18 protein-coding genes are annotated in these 15567 nt (G+C 28.4%); 13 read left to right on the forward strand and 5 right to left on the reverse strand.

Annotated features, from left to right (window positions below):
• The first annotated feature begins 6 nt into the window (after nt 1–6).
• From fliE to TOPB45_RS08435, 7 genes are read left to right on the forward strand one after another with little or no spacing between them, the layout of a single operon-like run.
• Nucleotides 7–300, forward strand: coding sequence for a flagellar hook-basal body complex protein FliE (fliE, locus tag TOPB45_RS00305; RefSeq protein WP_013908875.1), 294 nt, complete (start codon nt 7–9; stop codon nt 298–300).
• 31 nt (nt 301–331) lie between these two features.
• Complete coding sequence (gene fliF / locus TOPB45_RS00310; RefSeq protein ID WP_013908876.1) at nt 332–1876, forward strand: flagellar basal-body MS-ring/collar protein FliF; 1545 nt, start codon at nt 332–334, stop codon at nt 1874–1876.
• A 2-nt stretch (nt 1877–1878) separates the two neighbouring features.
• A complete protein-coding gene (fliG, locus tag TOPB45_RS00315; protein WP_013908877.1) occupies nt 1879–2889 on the forward strand; it encodes a flagellar motor switch protein FliG in 1011 nt (336 codons plus the stop codon).
• Nucleotides 2882–3586, forward strand: coding sequence for a FliH/SctL family protein (locus TOPB45_RS00320; RefSeq protein ID WP_013908878.1), 705 nt, complete (start codon nt 2882–2884; stop codon nt 3584–3586). Before fliG ends, TOPB45_RS00320 begins: the two co-directional genes overlap by 8 nt.
• Nucleotides 3576–4892 (forward strand): FliI/YscN family ATPase, encoded by a 1317-nt coding sequence (locus TOPB45_RS00325; RefSeq protein WP_013908879.1) that lies wholly within the window; start codon nt 3576–3578, stop codon nt 4890–4892. The genes TOPB45_RS00320 and TOPB45_RS00325 overlap by 11 nt, the downstream gene beginning before the upstream one ends.
• Complete coding sequence (locus TOPB45_RS00330; protein ID WP_013908880.1) at nt 4889–5329, forward strand: hypothetical protein; 441 nt, start codon at nt 4889–4891, stop codon at nt 5327–5329. The genes TOPB45_RS00325 and TOPB45_RS00330 overlap by 4 nt, the downstream gene beginning before the upstream one ends.
• Nucleotides 5322–5882, forward strand: coding sequence for a MotE family protein (locus TOPB45_RS08435; RefSeq protein ID WP_013908881.1), 561 nt, complete (start codon nt 5322–5324; stop codon nt 5880–5882). The genes TOPB45_RS00330 and TOPB45_RS08435 overlap by 8 nt, the downstream gene beginning before the upstream one ends.
• On the opposite strand, the gene tatC is transcribed toward TOPB45_RS08435, so the two are convergent.
• Nucleotides 5836–6603, reverse strand: a complete 768-nt coding sequence (gene tatC / locus TOPB45_RS00340) for a twin-arginine translocase subunit TatC (protein ID WP_013908882.1) — start codon at nt 6601–6603, stop codon at nt 5836–5838. The genes TOPB45_RS08435 and tatC overlap by 47 nt on opposite strands.
• The gene (locus tag TOPB45_RS00345; protein WP_013908883.1) at nt 6603–7415 is read right to left on the reverse strand and encodes a phosphoribosylformylglycinamidine synthase subunit PurQ; all 813 of its coding nucleotides are present in this window, start codon (nt 7413–7415) and stop codon (nt 6603–6605) included. Before TOPB45_RS00345 ends, tatC begins: the two co-directional genes overlap by 1 nt.
• A gap of 87 nt (nt 7416–7502) precedes the next feature.
• Between TOPB45_RS00345 and TOPB45_RS00350 the strand changes: the two genes are divergently transcribed.
• Nucleotides 7503–10013: a ChaN family lipoprotein gene (locus TOPB45_RS00350; RefSeq protein ID WP_013908884.1), complete on the forward strand. Its 2511-nt coding sequence runs from the start codon at nt 7503–7505 to the stop codon at nt 10011–10013.
• Between the two features lie 46 nt (nt 10014–10059).
• On the opposite strand, the gene TOPB45_RS00355 is transcribed toward TOPB45_RS00350, so the two are convergent.
• From TOPB45_RS00355 to TOPB45_RS00365, 3 genes are all read right to left on the reverse strand, one after another.
• Nucleotides 10060–10338, reverse strand: a complete 279-nt coding sequence (locus TOPB45_RS00355) for an HU family DNA-binding protein (protein ID WP_013908885.1) — start codon at nt 10336–10338, stop codon at nt 10060–10062.
• Nucleotides 10339–10456: 118 nt separating this feature from the next.
• Nucleotides 10457–11290, reverse strand: a complete 834-nt coding sequence (mutM, locus tag TOPB45_RS00360) for a bifunctional DNA-formamidopyrimidine glycosylase/DNA-(apurinic or apyrimidinic site) lyase (RefSeq protein WP_013908886.1) — start codon at nt 11288–11290, stop codon at nt 10457–10459.
• 5 nt (nt 11291–11295) lie between these two features.
• Nucleotides 11296–12348, reverse strand: a complete 1053-nt coding sequence (locus TOPB45_RS00365) for an AI-2E family transporter (protein ID WP_013908887.1) — start codon at nt 12346–12348, stop codon at nt 11296–11298.
• Nucleotides 12349–12471: 123 nt separating this feature from the next.
• Here TOPB45_RS00365 and TOPB45_RS00370 point away from each other — a divergent pair, with 123 nt between their 5' ends.
• Genes TOPB45_RS00370 through TOPB45_RS00390 form a run of 5 tightly spaced genes read left to right on the forward strand, consistent with a single transcriptional unit; the run spans nt 12472 to nt 15565 of the window.
• Nucleotides 12472–12840: an FmdB family zinc ribbon protein gene (locus TOPB45_RS00370; RefSeq protein WP_013908888.1), complete on the forward strand. Its 369-nt coding sequence runs from the start codon at nt 12472–12474 to the stop codon at nt 12838–12840.
• Between the two features lie 3 nt (nt 12841–12843).
• Nucleotides 12844–13116: a DUF1844 domain-containing protein gene (locus tag TOPB45_RS00375; protein ID WP_013908889.1), complete on the forward strand. Its 273-nt coding sequence runs from the start codon at nt 12844–12846 to the stop codon at nt 13114–13116.
• Nucleotides 13117–13123: 7 nt separating this feature from the next.
• Complete coding sequence (ispE, locus tag TOPB45_RS00380; RefSeq protein WP_013908890.1) at nt 13124–13957, forward strand: 4-(cytidine 5'-diphospho)-2-C-methyl-D-erythritol kinase; 834 nt, start codon at nt 13124–13126, stop codon at nt 13955–13957.
• Between the two features lie 21 nt (nt 13958–13978).
• The gene (locus TOPB45_RS00385) at nt 13979–14926 is read left to right on the forward strand and encodes a ribose-phosphate pyrophosphokinase (RefSeq protein ID WP_013908891.1); all 948 of its coding nucleotides are present in this window, start codon (nt 13979–13981) and stop codon (nt 14924–14926) included.
• Nucleotides 14927–14959: 33 nt separating this feature from the next.
• Nucleotides 14960–15565 carry a 50S ribosomal protein L25/general stress protein Ctc gene (locus tag TOPB45_RS00390; RefSeq protein ID WP_013908892.1) on the forward strand — a complete coding sequence of 202 codons (606 nt, stop codon included), beginning with the start codon at nt 14960–14962 and terminating at the stop codon, nt 15563–15565.
• Nucleotides 15566–15567: the final 2 nt, after the last annotated feature.

Genomic DNA, 15567 nt, shown 5'->3' on the forward strand with positions numbered 1-15567 from the left:
CTTAAAATGAAAATTAATCTTAATCCAAATATTCAAATTAAAAATTTACAAAATCTTCAAAATAAAACTTTAGAAAACAAATTAGATTTTAAAAATTTTTTTCTTCAAAAAATAAAAGATATAGACACCTCTCAAAAGGAAGCTCAAAAAATGTTAGAAGCTCTGGCTAAAGGTGAAGATATAGATTTCTCAGAAGTTGCGCTTGCAATATCTAAGGCCGATTTAAATTTTAAACTTCTTCTTAGGATAAGAAATAAAGTTTTAGAAGCTTATCAAGAAATTATGAGAATGCAGATCTAAAATTTTAAAAACAATTTTATAGGAGAAGTTCATGGATTTAAGAAAAATTCCTGATCAACTAATAGATTTTTGGAAAAGATTAGATAAAAGGCAGAAAATACTTTTAATAGGTGGATCAATTGGAATTACTTTGCTTTTAATACTAAGTATTTGGTTATATAATCAGGCTAATTGGGGACTTCTTTATAGAGGTCTTGATGAACAGACAACTGGACAAATTGTGCAATACCTTAAGGAACAAAAAATTCCTTATAAAGTAGAAATGGATGGAAGTATTTATGTACCAAAGGATAAAGTTCCTGAGATAAGAATGGAAATAGCAAGTAAAGGGTTGATTGGAGGAGGTGGTCCTGGATTTGAACTATTTGATAAGGAAAAAATGGGGCTCACAGAGTTTCAAGAAAAAGTAACTTATCAAAGAGCTCTAGAAGGAGAGCTTGCAAGAACCATTATGGGAATAAAAGGAATAAAATCTGCAAGAGTTCATCTTGCTTTACCTAAGGAAACTTTATTTATAGAGGAGGAAAAGCCTCCTAAGGCTTCAGTATTAATAGAACTTAAACCTGGTTATCAACTCACTTCCTCTCAAATAAAAGGTATTGTTAATTTAGTTAGTGGAGCTGTGCCAAAACTTGATCCAAAAAATGTAGCTGTTATAGATGCTAATACTGGAAAAAGTCTTTATACTCCTTCAGAAGAGGAAGAATTACCAGTTACTAAGCTTGCTTATAAAGAAAAAATAGAAAAGCAATTAAAAGATAAAATAGAAGAAATACTTTCAGGAGCTTTAGGATATGGAAAGGCTATAGCTCAAGTATGGGTAGATATTTCCTTTGATAAAGAAAACATTGCAGAAGAAATTTATGATCCTGAAGGAACAGCAATAGTTTCTGAAGAAACAGAGGAAGAACAAAAAATAAGTAAAATACCAGATGAAGGTGGAGAAGCTGGTGTTAAAGGAACTCTCCTTAAGAAAATGGAAGCCACTTCACCTCAACCCCAAGGAGAGACATATTCTAAAAAAAGAATTCTCAAAAATTACGAAGTTAGTAAAAAGGTTAGAAATCTTGAAATTTCACCTGGAAGTATTAAAAAAATAAGTGTAGCTGTTTTGGTTGATAAAAGTGTTTTAGGAGAAAATGCTACTGCAAAACTTGCCTGGATTGAAGAATTGGTGAAGGGTGCTATAGGATATAATCCTGACAGAGGAGATGAAGTGAAAATACAAACAGAAGAATTTGCTAAAATCCCTATGCCAAAACCTAGTATAATAGATTATGTATCTCAGTTTTATAAACCTCTTTTATTAATTGGTGCTTTAATTTTGTTATATCTTTTTGTTATTAGACCTCTTATTAAAGCTCTTACGCCAAAACCTGTTCCTGTAGAAGCACCACCTGCCCGTCCTAGTATACCAACCCCTCCTGAGGAAGAAGAATTAGCTCCTTTACCTCAAGAGATTGCCTTAGGAATTATAAAAAGTCAACCAGAAAGAGCTGCTATGCTTGTTAAAAAGTGGCTTTTAGAAGAAACATTAGAAGAAAGGAAAAAAGCTCTATCTGAGGCTGGATATTAAAAATGGCTAAAATAGATCCTAATAAATTAACTGGACCACAAAAAGCAGCTATTTTTCTTATGTTAATGGGCGAAGAATTTACTTCCGAAGTATATAAATATTTAGATGAAGAGGATATTAAAAGAATAGGAATTGAAATGGCTAAAATTGAATATATACCTGCTGAAGCAGTTAAAAAGGTTTTAGAGGAAGCCAATATAGAAGTAAGAGAAGTTCTGGGAAACATCAATGTTTCTCCAGAGGAATTTTTGAAACAAAGTTTATTAAAAGCTTATGGAGAAAAAGGTAAAGAACTTTATGAAGAAATTAAAAAAGAAATTGGACCTGAAATTTTTAAAAAGTTAAGAAAACTTGATCCTAAAACTATTGCAAGCTTTCTTGCTAATGAACACCCTCAAACTATAGCTATTATCTTAGTTCATCTTGATCCCTATCTATCTGGACAGGTTTTACAACTTCTCCCAGAAAGGATAAGAGGAGATGTACTTTTGAGAATTGCTCTTTTAGATAAAATTGATCCTGAAATTGTAAAAGAAATAAGTGATTCTTTAGAAGCTGAATTACAAAGTGTTGGAGGTGTATTAGGTAAAAAAATTGGAGGACCTGAAAAGGCTGCAGAAATCTTAGCACATGCCGGAAGAACTTTAGAAGATGAACTCCTAACTGAAATTGAGGATGAAAATCCCGCTTTAGCTGAAGAAATAAGAAAACACCTCTTTACCTTCGAAGACTTTCTTAAAGTTGATGATTTTGCAATACAAACTCTCCTTAGAGAAATCTCAACTGATGATTTGAAATTAGCTCTAAAGGGTGCCTCACCTCAAGTAAAGGAAAAATTCTTCAGAAATATGAGTAAACGTGCTGCTGACTTACTTAAAGAAGAATTAGAATTAATGCCTCCTGTTAGAATTACAGAAGTTGAAAAGGCTCAGCAAAATATTATAAGAACTGCCAAAAAATTAGAACAAGAAGGAAAAATAGTTCTTACCAGAGGAGAAGAGGAATTTGTCTAAAATTCTAAAAACTAAGAAAAAGCTTGAGGTTTCAATTATTAAACCTGATTTAGTTCCTACAGAAAATGAAACCTTTCAGTCTCTCTTTGAAGTAAATTTAAAAGTTAGTTCTAAAGAAAAAAATAAAACTAAAGAAGAAGGATTTGAAAAGGGTTATAAAGAAGGATTTAACAAGGGTTATCTTGAAGGATATAAAATGGGGCATAAAGAAGGATTCGAAAAGGGAAAAAAGGAAGCTGAAGAAAAATATAAAAATTTAGCAATAAAATTAGAAGGGGAATTTCAAGAAAAAATTAAAATAGTAGAAACCTTTTTAAAAAATATAGAAAAAGAAACCCGAGAATTGATTATAAATATGGATAAAGAAATTTTAAACTTAGCTTTAGATATAGCTAATAAAATAACTTTAAAAGAAGTTAAGACAGATCCTGAAATTCCACTAAGAATAATAAAAGAAGCTTTAAATTACATTGCTGAAGGGACAGAATTAAATATTAAGGTAAATCCTGAAGAATACAGCTTTTTAGAAAAAAATTTGTCAAAACATATACCTCCTTCTCAAAAAATTAAATTAATCCCTGATGAATCGATTTCTAAGGGAGGAGTATTTATTGAAACTTCCTTAGGGGTTATTGATGCAACTTTTGAAAAGAGATGGAAAAAACTTTTAGATAGTCTTTTTAAAGATGAAGGTTAAAAATTTAGAAGAATACAAAAAAGAGATTTCGCAAATAATTCCTTTTGAAATTTATGGATACGTTACTAAACTCATTGGCTTAACCATTGAAAGTACTGGACCGTTTTTAAAAGTAGGGGATCTTTGTAAAATTGAGGGGCAAAGTACAAATTTAATTGCAGAAGTTATAGGTTTTAAAGATAATAAGCTTTTGCTAACAGCTTTGGGTGATATAAAGGGAATTGAAGTTGGGGCAAAGGTCTTTCCTATAGGTTCTTCTTATGCGCCTGTAGGAGAAGATTTTCTTGGAAGAATAGTAAATGCTTTAGGAGAACCTTTAGATAATAAGAGAAAGCCTAAAATTTCGGATTTTTATCCCCTTTATGGAGAACCTTTAAAACCTTTAGAAAGAGCTCCGATAAAAGAAATTTTAGATGTAGGGATAAAAGCTATTAATGCACTTTTAACTATAGGAAGAGGACAAAGGGTAGCTATAATGGCAGGTTCTGGAGTAGGAAAAAGTACCCTTCTTGGAATGATAGCAAGATATACCAGTGCAGATGTAAATGTTATTGCTTTAATAGGAGAAAGAGGAAGAGAAGTGAGAGAATTTATAGAGAGAGATTTAAAAGAAGATGGGTTAAAAAAATCAGTTGTTGTAGTAGCAACCTCTGACGAAGCCCCATCAATAAGAATAAGAGCTGCCTATTATGCTACTTCTCTTGCTGAATATTTTAGAGATAAAGGATATAAAGTGCTTCTTCTTATGGATTCTTTAACCAGGTTTTGTATGGCAGGAAGAGAAATAGGTCTTGCTTCTGGAGAACCTCCTACAGCTCGTGGATATACTCCCTCTGTATTTGCAATACTTCCTAAGCTTTTAGAAAGAGCCGGTCCAAAAATCGGTGCAGGTGATATTACTGGAATATATAATGTTTTGGTAGAAGGGGATGATTTTAATGACCCCATAGCTGATTCAGTGAGAAGTATAGTAGATGGACATATTGTACTTTCAAGAGACCTGGCTCATGAGGGACACTATCCTCCTATTGATATTCTTGCAAGTATAAGCAGAGTAATGAGAGACATCGTCCCGAAGGAACATTTAGATTTAGCTTATCAAACTATAGCAATTTTAGCTACTTATAAAAAAGCCGAAGATCTTATTAATATAGGAGCTTATGTTAAAGGTTCCAATCCAGATATAGACAGAGCTATTTCTTTAATAGGTGATCTAAAAAATTTTCTAAAACAACCAGTAGAAGAAAAATATTCTTTGGAAGATTCAGTTAACTTATTAAAAGAAATTATTAATAAAAAATTATGAAAAAAAAATTAAAAATTTTAAAACTTTTGACTTGGTATAAAGGCCTTCAGGAGGAACAAGCTAAAATAAGAGTTATAAATTGCCGAATAAACCTTGAAAAACTATTACAAGAAAAAGAAACTATTATTTCTCTTAGAAAGAATTATTACGATTCCTTAGAAAAAAAATGTGTTTTTACTGCTGAAGAATTTAAATATAAATTGTTTCAAATAGAAAAAAATAAAGAATTTGAAAACTTATTAAATAAAAAGATTGATATGCAAAATGAAGAATTAAAAACCCTTCTCAAACTTTTAGAAAAAATTTATAAAGAGCGAAAATTAATGGAGAACGTAAAAAATAAGGTCAAACATATATGGGATTTAGAAAATATTAAAAGATTTTATAAAGAGATGGACGATTTAGTTCTTCTAAGAAGAGGAAGAGATTATGTATAGGTTTTTTAGATTTAAAATAAATTTTAAGTTGAGAACTAAAAATCTTTTTTGGTTTCTAATGGTTTTAGGTATAACTAAATTTATATTAGTAACAGCTTTAATTTTTTCAGAAGTAAGTAGGGTTTCTGCAAAAGAGGGACCTACTGTTACAGGATGTCCTCCTGAATTTTTTGAAGTCCTTGATTTAGAGAAAGCTAAACTCTCCGAGAAGGCTAAAGAAATAGAAATAAGAGAAAAAGAGTTAGAATTAATGGAAAAAAGGATTCGTGAACAAATGATAGCTTTAAAAGATTTAGAAGCTACTATAGACCAAAAACTCAATAAACTTGAAGCTATACAAGATGAAAGAACTAAACTTTTAGCCAGAGCTATATCTGAAATGAGAGCAGGAAAGGCTGCTGAAATTTTAATAAATATGGATAAAGATATGGCTGTAAAAATATTAAGTCAATTAAAAAGTCAACAAATAGCAAGTATTTTAAGTGCTATGCCTCCAGATAAAGCTGCTAATCTTTCTGCAGCTCTTTCTGGTTATCCTCCAAAGGAGTATTAGAAGTATTTAAAGTAGTCTCTGATTTTTGAATAAGCTTACTTAAAAATAAACCAAGTTCAAATAATATATATAAAGGAATAGCAAGAAGAGACATATTGAAGGCATCTGGAGTAGGTGTAACTAAAGCTGCAATAACTACTATTATAAAAAATATTTCTTTTCTATAACTACCAAGTTTTGAAGGATTAATAATTCTTCCCATAGATAAAAAACAGATAAATAAGGGTAACTCAAAAATTAGTCCAAAAGCAAGAATAAAAAAACTAAAGAAATTAACAAAATGACCAAGAGAAATAGCTGGCTCAATTTTTTCTGTTTTAAAAGAAATGAGAAATTTTATTCCGAAAGGAAGAGTAACTTCATAACAAAAAACCACTCCTAAATAAAATAAAAAAAGTCCTAATACATAAAACAACCAAAAATGGCTTTTTTTAAAAGAATAAAGAAAATTGAAAAAAGAAATTAAAAAATACCAAAGGAAAGGAAATAAAAGTATAAAGGTCAAAACCAAAGAAAATTTTAAAAGTGAAACTAACGGTTCTGAAACACTATAAAAGACAAATTTTTGATTATAGCTGGTTTGGAGATGTTTTAAAATATAAGGAGATAACAAGAAAAAAGTTAGATAAATAGCAATTAATAAAAATATTATTAAAATACCTTTATTTTTCCATAATTTTAAAAATCCCTTTAAAAATTGAGCTATTTTTTTAGGGTTCATTAGAGAAGGTTAATTTTTACCCAATCTACAGCGTTTTTAAAAATATAAAGTCCTTGCGCTACTTTGTTTTTTTCTCGGGTCCAACGAGGATGATTAGTCCAGTGATTAAAAGCTTCTGGATGAGGCATAAGTCCGAATATTCTTCCTGTGATATCACATATACCTGCTATTGCTTCTTGAGAACCATTAGGATTAAAGGGATATTTTAAAGTAGGTTCCTTGGTTTCAGGATCTATATATTGAAGAGCAATCTGGTTATTTTTTTTAAGTTCTTCCAAAATTTCTTCATTTTCAGCTATAAAATTTCCCTCTCCATGTCTTACAGGAAGATAAATTTCTTCAAGTCCCTTTAAAAAAATACATGGAGTATTAGGATTTACTTTTAAATAGACCCATCTATCTTCAAATCTACCAGAAATATTATAAGTAAGGGTTACTTTTCTTTGTCCTAAATATTTTCCACCAGGAAGTAAACCCATTTTCACCAAAAGTTGAAACCCATTACATATTCCTAATATAAGTCCGCCCTGATTTAAAAATTTTAATAATTCTTCCCAAAGAGGTATTTTTCCTTTTATTTTAAGAAATTTAAAACGATGTGCACAAGCTTGAGCACTACCCAAATGATCTCCATCTAAAAACCCCCCAGGAAAACAAAGGATATGATAATCAGAAATTCTTTTTTCTCCAAAAAAAATTTCAGATAAATGAACTATCTCAGGCTCTGCTCCAGATACTTTAAAAGCATAAGCAGTTTCTACCTCACAGTTTATTCCATATCCCCAAAAAACAAGAACTTTAACTTTTTTCATATTTCTTTACAAATTTAGATTTTCTTAGTATAGTAACTCTGTTATTATATTTCAAAAAAATTATTTTTCAAAAAATTTTTATCTCCTATGAGGCTTTTTACTTATATTTTATTTTTTTTAGCTCTTTTTTTACCAAATCTTTCCTTAGGAACTCCTCCTTTTCTTGAAATAGACTTAGAAATTTATCCGGAGTCAAATTCTCTTAAAGGTTCTTTCTTTATAGATAAATTAAAGGGAGAATATAAATTTATAACTTCAGATCTAACTATTAATGAAATCCAAACCTCCTCTGAGTTTATTTTTGAACAAGAAGAATTTTTAAAAATTTTTGCTAAAGAAGAAAGTTCTTTATATATCTCCTTTGAAAAAGCCCTCAATCCCTTTCTTTTACCTATAACCATTATCCATCCACCTTTCCCCTATCCTAACAAACCTTTTACTTACCAAATTAAACTCCAAATTCCGGATAATTTAAAAAATATAGAAATTTTAATTCCATCAGAAGAATCAGAAATAAAAAGAGAGTCAAACTTTTTGCTTTATACCTTTAAAACTAAAACTCCTCTATTAGATCCCTGCATAATTATAAGTACTCTTAAATTAGAAAAAATTAAATTTTCTTATAAAAACTTTATTTTTCATTTTTACTATTTCCCACAGCTTTATAATTTATCTGAAAAAGATCTTAAGAGGTTTTTCGAGAATTTTAAACACTTTGCACAATATTTAGAAAATTTAGAAATTTTTCCCTCTTCTCCTAAAACATTTCATATTATTTTAGTTCCTGAAGATTTCCCCAAAATTCAAGATTTTTCAAATACTTTATTTATTAATTATTCATCCCTAAAAGATATAAAACAATTCATCCACTGTTTAGCTAAAAAAGAATTTGAAGATGAAATACTTTTAGAAGAGGAAGAAATAAAAAAAGGTTTAATTACCTATTTAATAGATTATCAATTTTCTGAGAATAAAAAAGATTTTAGGAAATTACAAGCTCTATTTCCTAAAAATGAAACAAAGGCATTCTTTTATTTCTTATTTTTAGCTGAAAAATTGGGTGAAAAAAACTTTATAAACCTTTTCAAAAAATTTTATGAAGAAAGTATTTTTAATTATAAAAGTTTAAAGGATTTTTTAATTTTTGTTCAACAAAATTATCCAGAATTTAAAAATTTCATAATTCCCTATGAGGAATTTCAGAAACTAAGTTTAAGGGGAGAAATAAAAGCTATCACACAAGAAAAAGATTTTTATTTAATAAACTTAACCCTTTATACTAATTTAAATTCGAAAAATCTGGTTACCCCTATACCCATCCCCCTTAAAATAGAAACTGAAAGGGAAAGTAAATTTTTAGTTTTAAATTTAGAAAAGGAAACTCAAGATTTTCAGATTTCTGTTAATGAAAAACCGAAAGCAATATTTATAGATCCAGAATATAAACTTTGGAGAGATTTAAATTTTGAAGAAATACCTAATTGCATAGCTAAACTTTTTTATTCTCAAGGTACCATTATTCTCAAAAGAGACGATCTTCCCATTTATAAAAAATTAATTGATTATTTTAGAAAATTAGGTTATAAGGTATCTTTTTCTTTTGTTGATTTTTCAGAAGTTTCTAATTTTTCTGAAAATTTAATTTATTTAAACATTTCTCCTCTTCTTTGGCAGTTTACCCCACCTTCTGAAGGCTTTTATTTAAAAGTTCTTCCCAATCCTTATAATTCTAATTACATAATAGGATATCTGTATGTTTCTTCCCAAAATGAATTAGATTGGGCTTTAAAAAATTTAGCTTCTCTAAATTTTTATTCAGAAATATTCATACAATCTGGGAAAATTATTTCAAAAAAAGAAGACAAAACTTTAGAAGGTATACCAATATTTATACCCGCCCCCTTAGGGAAATCTTGTATTAAAGAGAATTTTTCATTTAGAGAAGAAGCTTTAAAATTGATCAATTCTCAAATGGTTTTAGTTGGAATAGAAAAAGATTCTCCTTTTTGTAAAGATTATTTTAAAAATTTTTTACAAAGTATTTATAATTTAAACACAAATATCGTTTTAGCCTTAGATTTACCACCCTCTTTTCAGAAGTTTTTAGAGGATTATTTTGAAAATAAAATTTCGGAATCTCAGTTTAAAGAAAATTTTAAAAATATAGATTATCTCAATACGGAAGTAGTTTTAGAAATAATAAATTGGGCAAAAATGAACAAAGTGAAAGTATTTACTATTGGTACTGATTCTGAGCTATTTTTAAAAATTTTAAATAATGGATTAAAAAGCCTTTCACAAGAAGAACTTTCAAAATTACCTGAGATAGACATTTTAAATCCTTCTTATAAAAAGTATTTATCTTCATTATTTATGGCTTCAGAAAATTTACAAAAATTTAATTTTGAAAATTTTTATGAGGCTCAAGTGTTTAGATTAGAAGATTTAGCAGAAAAAATCAAAAAACTTTTAGAAATCTTTAATTCTAAACAATTTATTATATTTATTGAAAGAGATTTAATAATAAAAAATTGGGAACTACCTTTCTATTTACAAAAAAGAAATATCTTAGATTTCAAAATTGTCAATTTTAACTAATAAATTTTAATTGAGGGAAAAATCCCCCAATTAAAATTAAAAAATTTTAACTTTTTTGAGCTGCTTCTTCAAGCTTTTTACCAGGTTTAAATTTTACCACCTTCTTAGCAGGAATCTTAATAGGTTTACCGGTTCTTGGATTTCTACCCTCTCTGGCAGCTCTTTTAACTACTTGAAAGCTTCCAAATCCTACTAACACAACTTTATCACCTTTTGACACCGCCTCTTCAACTGCTTTCATAAAAGCATCTAAAAGTTTCTCTGCAGCTGCTTTTGGTACTTCTGCAATTTCTGCCATTCTTTTTACTAATTCTGCCTTGTTCATACCACCCTCCTTTTATTGAGTTTTTCTTATTTTTATTTTTTATATGAATTTTCTAAATTTTGTCAAGGGTTTTTGAAAAAAAAATTAAAATTTTATTCAAAATTTTTATAAAGATAATTTATATATACTGACAATTAGGACAATAAAAAGTCCCTCTTTGAAATAATTTTTGATACTTCAATTTTTCTCCACATTTAGGACAAACATTATTTTTTTTGCCATAAACTAAAAATCTATTTTGAAATTCTCCCTTTTTACCTTGCACATCCACATAATTTTTAATTGAAGACCCTCTAAAACTAATAGCTTCTTTCAGTAATTCTTTCATTTGAAAAAATAAATTTTTTATCTCTTCTTCTTTTAGATCTTTAGAATTTTTAAATGGACTTATTTGAGCTCTAAAAAGAAGCTCATTTACATATATATTACCTAAACCAGATATAACTTTTTGATCCATTAATAAATTTTTTATATTCCTATTTCTTTTTAAAATTATGGTCTTAAATTCTTCAAAATCTATCTCTAAAGCGTCTTTACCAAGGTTTTTTAGTTCCTTAAGAGTTGAAATTTCTTCAATTTTTGCCATTTTTATTTTACCAAATTTTCTTATATCAAAATAGATTAATTTGTATTTTTCAAAATGAAATCCTAATATAAAATGCTTTTTTTTCTTAATTGTTATTTTTTCTTCATCTTTTTTATCATTAAAAAGAAAAAACGCACCTGTCAATCCCAAATGAAAGAGAAGAAATTCTTTTTCAAAGAAAAAAATTAAATACTTTCCTTTTCTTTTAATGGAAATAAGTTTTGTATTAACAATAGTATCTAAATTTTGAATTTTATTTTTTAAAATAAATTCCTGATTAAAAATTACAATATTTTTTAATTTTTGTCCAATTAGTTTATCTTCTAAACCTAATTTAATTGTTTCTACTTCAGGAAGTTCGGGCATAAAATTTAGTGAGGAATTTTTATTTTATAAATTTCTATTATTGAGATAACCAAACCTAAGATAACTGGACCAAGAAAAAGACCTAAAAGTCCAAATTTAGCAAGACCACCAAGAACCGAAAAAAATACAAGAAGATTGTGAATCCCTGTTCTTCCTCCAATTAAAAGTGGTTTTAAAAAATTATCTACTTGAGCAATTATTAAAACAGAATAAATTAGAAGGATAAGAGCTTTTATATAACTTCCTACAAGTAGCAAATAAATAGTTAAAGGGAGCCAGATTAAACCTGTTCCAAAAATTGGTAGAAATGAAGCGATTGTAGTTAAAAAAGCCCAAAGTAAATATTGAGGAATACCTAATATAAAATACATAAAAAAAGCCAAAAACCCTTGGATAAGGGCTGTTAAAATATTTCCATATAAAACCCCTTTTAAAATAAAAGATACCCTTTGTAAAATTTTTTCTTTTTCTTCTCTTTCTCCAGGGATAAGTTTTATAGTTTCATTTACAAATTTTTCTCCATCAACTAAAAGATAATAAAGGGTAATTAATGTAAATGCCATTTGAAAAGCAAAAGAAAAAAGAAATTTAATAAAACTTTTTAAATATTCCAAACTACTTTGAAGTAAAATTGAAATAAATTGAGCAACTTTTTCCTGAATTTGGGGAATATAGGGCTGAATCTGGTCAATTATTTTAGAAACTAATACATAAATATGAGGGTATTGTTTTAAATCCTCAATAAATTCTTTTAAATCCTTTTGAGTAAGTGGTTCCAAACTTTTTAAAAAAGATAAGATCTGGGAATAAAAATTAAATAAAACAAATCCAAAGGGAACTATAATAAAAACTAAAAGACCTATTATAACAATGATAGCAGAAATTCTCTTATGATTTTTAAGTTTTAAGTTAATACGCTTATATAAAGGGTAAATAAAAAAAGCTAAAATTGCTGCCCAACAAAAAATATAAAATAAAGGACTGAGTAAATATACAAATAATCCCAATACAATTGATACCAAAATTAGTAATATCCAATTGTCTAAATATTTAAACATAAACTTTTAAAATTTTGATTTTTTAATTTGGTAGTATAAAACATTTTGGCAAATTTAAAAGCGTTTTAAAATCTCCAATTTAGGATTTGTTGTAAAGTTTAAAATAAATATTATAATAAAAACATGCCTATTTATGAATTTAAATGTGAAATATGTGGAGAAATTTTTGAGTCCTTCCAAAAAATGGGTGAAGATTTCCCCTCTTGTCCTAAATGTAATTCCAATTATGTAATAAAATTGCCTTCTATATTTGGATTCCAAGATAGAAGTGCAAGAGTTTCTGAGAGAGAAAGGGCTATTTTAAAAAGAGCAAGAGATTACTTAATAGATGGAAAAGTAAAAGATGCAAAACGCTTTTTAGAGAAGGCTAAGGAATTTTATCCTACAGATAGGATAAAAAAACTTCACGAAACCTTAGAAACAAGAAAACCTATAAAAGGTGGGTATATTTGTAGAACGGAACTTATAGTAACTAAAAAGAAGGAGAAATAAGTTATGGGTAAAGAACATGATGAGATTTTTTCAAATCTTATCACTTTTAGTACCTTTATTCTTTCTTTAAATACTGCTGCTTTGGTTCATCTAGGAGAAATACCTGATCCTATAACTAATAAAAAGCAGGTTAATTTAACCCTTGCTAAACAAACTATAGATACTTTAGAAATGTTAAGAGAAAAGACAAAAGGAAATCTTTCTTTAGATGAGGAGAAACTTTTACAAAGTATTATTTATGAGCTCAAACTTAAATTCTTAAAATTAGTTGAATAATTTTATCATGAAAAGTTATTTCCTTCTTTCTCCTGCAAAAATCAATCTTACTCTTCAAGTTTTAAAAAAAAGAGAAAATAATTATCATGAAATATATACTATTTTTCAAAAAATTGATCTTTTTGATGAAATTGAAATAAAAAGAGGAGTAAGAAGTTTTTCTTTAGAATTTTTTTGTGACTATCCTATTCCTTTAGAGGAAAATTTAGTTTATAAAGCCTATAAGTTATTTAGGGAAACCTTTGGTATAAAAGAGGAATTAGCTATAAAAGTTAAAAAAACTATCCCTATTGGTGCAGGGTTAGGAGGAGGAAGCAGTAATGCGGCTTCTATTTTAAAAGGATTAGCCTATCTTTATGGTATAAATTTAGAAAAACTCTATAATTTAGCTAAAATCTTAGGAGCTGATGTACCCTTCTTTTTAAGCCCATACCTTTCTGCTATAGGATTAGGGATAGGAAATGAAATAATGCCTTTTCCCAATTTTTCATCTTGGTACATTATAATATATCCTAATTTTCAAATTAGCACTAAATGGGCTTATGAAAATTTAGGATTGACAAAGTCAAAAAATCCGATTTATTATACCAGCGAAATCCCCCCTTGGCATCAACCTCAAGGACTTATTAATGATTTTGAAAATTTAATTTTTGAAAAATATGAAAGATTAAAGGAGTATAAAGAGATTTTAAAAAAAATTGGAGCTTGTGCAGTGAGTATAAGTGGAACAGGATCTTCAATTTTTGGTGTATTTTATGAAGAGCCACCCTTTTTTGCTTATAAAACTTTGAAATCTCTTTTGAAGGATTGCAAATTATTCTTAGTGAAAAATTTAGAATAATCTTTAGGAGGAGGGATTTTTATGCCTATAAATCAGTTTAAAGTTTTTTCAGGAACCGCTAATCCAGAGCTTGCTCAAAAAATTTGCCATTATTTAAATATTCCTTTAGGAGAATGTATAATTAGAAGGTTTAGTGATGGAGAAATTTTTGTAGAAATAAAAGAAAATATAAGAGGATCTGATGTATTTATTATTCAACCCACATGTCCACCTGTTAATGAAAATTTGATGGAATTATTAATTATGATAGATGCTGCACGAAGGGCTTCAGCAAGAAGAATAACAGCTGTGGTTCCCTATTATGGATATGCAAGACAGGATAGAAAAACAGCCCCTCGTACTCCTATTTCAGCTAAATTGGTTGCCAATTTGATAGTTGTTGCTGGTGCAAGAAGAGTTCTTACTATGGATCTTCATGCTGGTCAGATTCAAGGATTTTTTGATATCCCTGTAGATCATCTCTATGCTTTACCAGTGTTCCTTAAATACATAAAAGAAAATTTCCCTATTGAGAAAATTGTTATTGTTTCTCCTGATGCTGGTGGAGTTGAAAGAGCAAGAGAATACGCTAAAAGATTAAATACAGGAATTGCTATTGTAGATAAAAGAAGAGAAAAACCCAATGAAAGTGCGGTTATGAATATTGTAGGGGAGGTAAAAAACAAAATAGCTATTATTATAGATGATATGATAGATACAGCAGGAACAATGTGTCAAGCAGCAGATGCAATAATGGAAAGAGGAGCAATTGAAGTTTATGGAATGGCTACTCATCCAGTTTTATCAGGAAATGCTGTAGAAAAAATAAGAAAATCCTCTTTGAAGGCACTTTTTGTTAGTGATACCATACCTTTAAAAGAGGAAGCTAAAGCCTTAGAAAAAATAAAGGTCCTATCTGTAGCTAATCTTTTAGGTGAAGCTATAAAAAGAATTCATACCGATGAATCTATTAGTTCTCTATTTATTTAATTTAATTTTAAAAATTGCAGGAGGTGATAAAAAATGAAGCAGGTTATTTTAAATGCTATTAAAAGAGAAAAAACAGGCAAAGAAATTTGTAAAAAATTAAGAAAACAGGGTTTAATTCCCGCTATAGTATATGGACCCCATTTTCAACCCTTACCTATTGCTGTAAAATCAAGCGAATTGGAAAGTGCATTAATAAAACATAAAGGTGAAACCATTCTTTTTAATCTACAATTAGCTAATGGAGAACCCTCAAAAATACAAGCTATTTTGAAAGATCATCAAACCCATCCAGTTACAGATAAAATTATCCATATTGATTTTCTTGCTATTCATGAAAAAGAAACTATAACCATAGATGTTCCTTTAGAATTCATAGGTAAACCTGTGGGAATTAGTAAAGGTGGTATTTTAGAAATTCTATTACATGAATTGACTATAGAATGCCTACCCTCTGAAGTACCTGATAAAATAACTGTAGATATAAGCAATCTTGATATCGGAGATGTTTTACATGTAAAAGATATCAAAGTTCCTAAAGGAATTAAAGTGGTTGATAATCCAGAAGAAACAGTAGCAACTATATTAACAGAAGCTAAAGAAGTAGAAGAAGAGGAAACTTCAGAAAAAACAACTGAATAATT

The sequence above is a fragment of the Thermodesulfobacterium geofontis OPF15 genome (assembly GCF_000215975.1).
Lineage (GTDB): Bacteria > Desulfobacterota > Thermodesulfobacteria > Thermodesulfobacteriales > Thermodesulfobacteriaceae > Thermodesulfobacterium > Thermodesulfobacterium geofontis.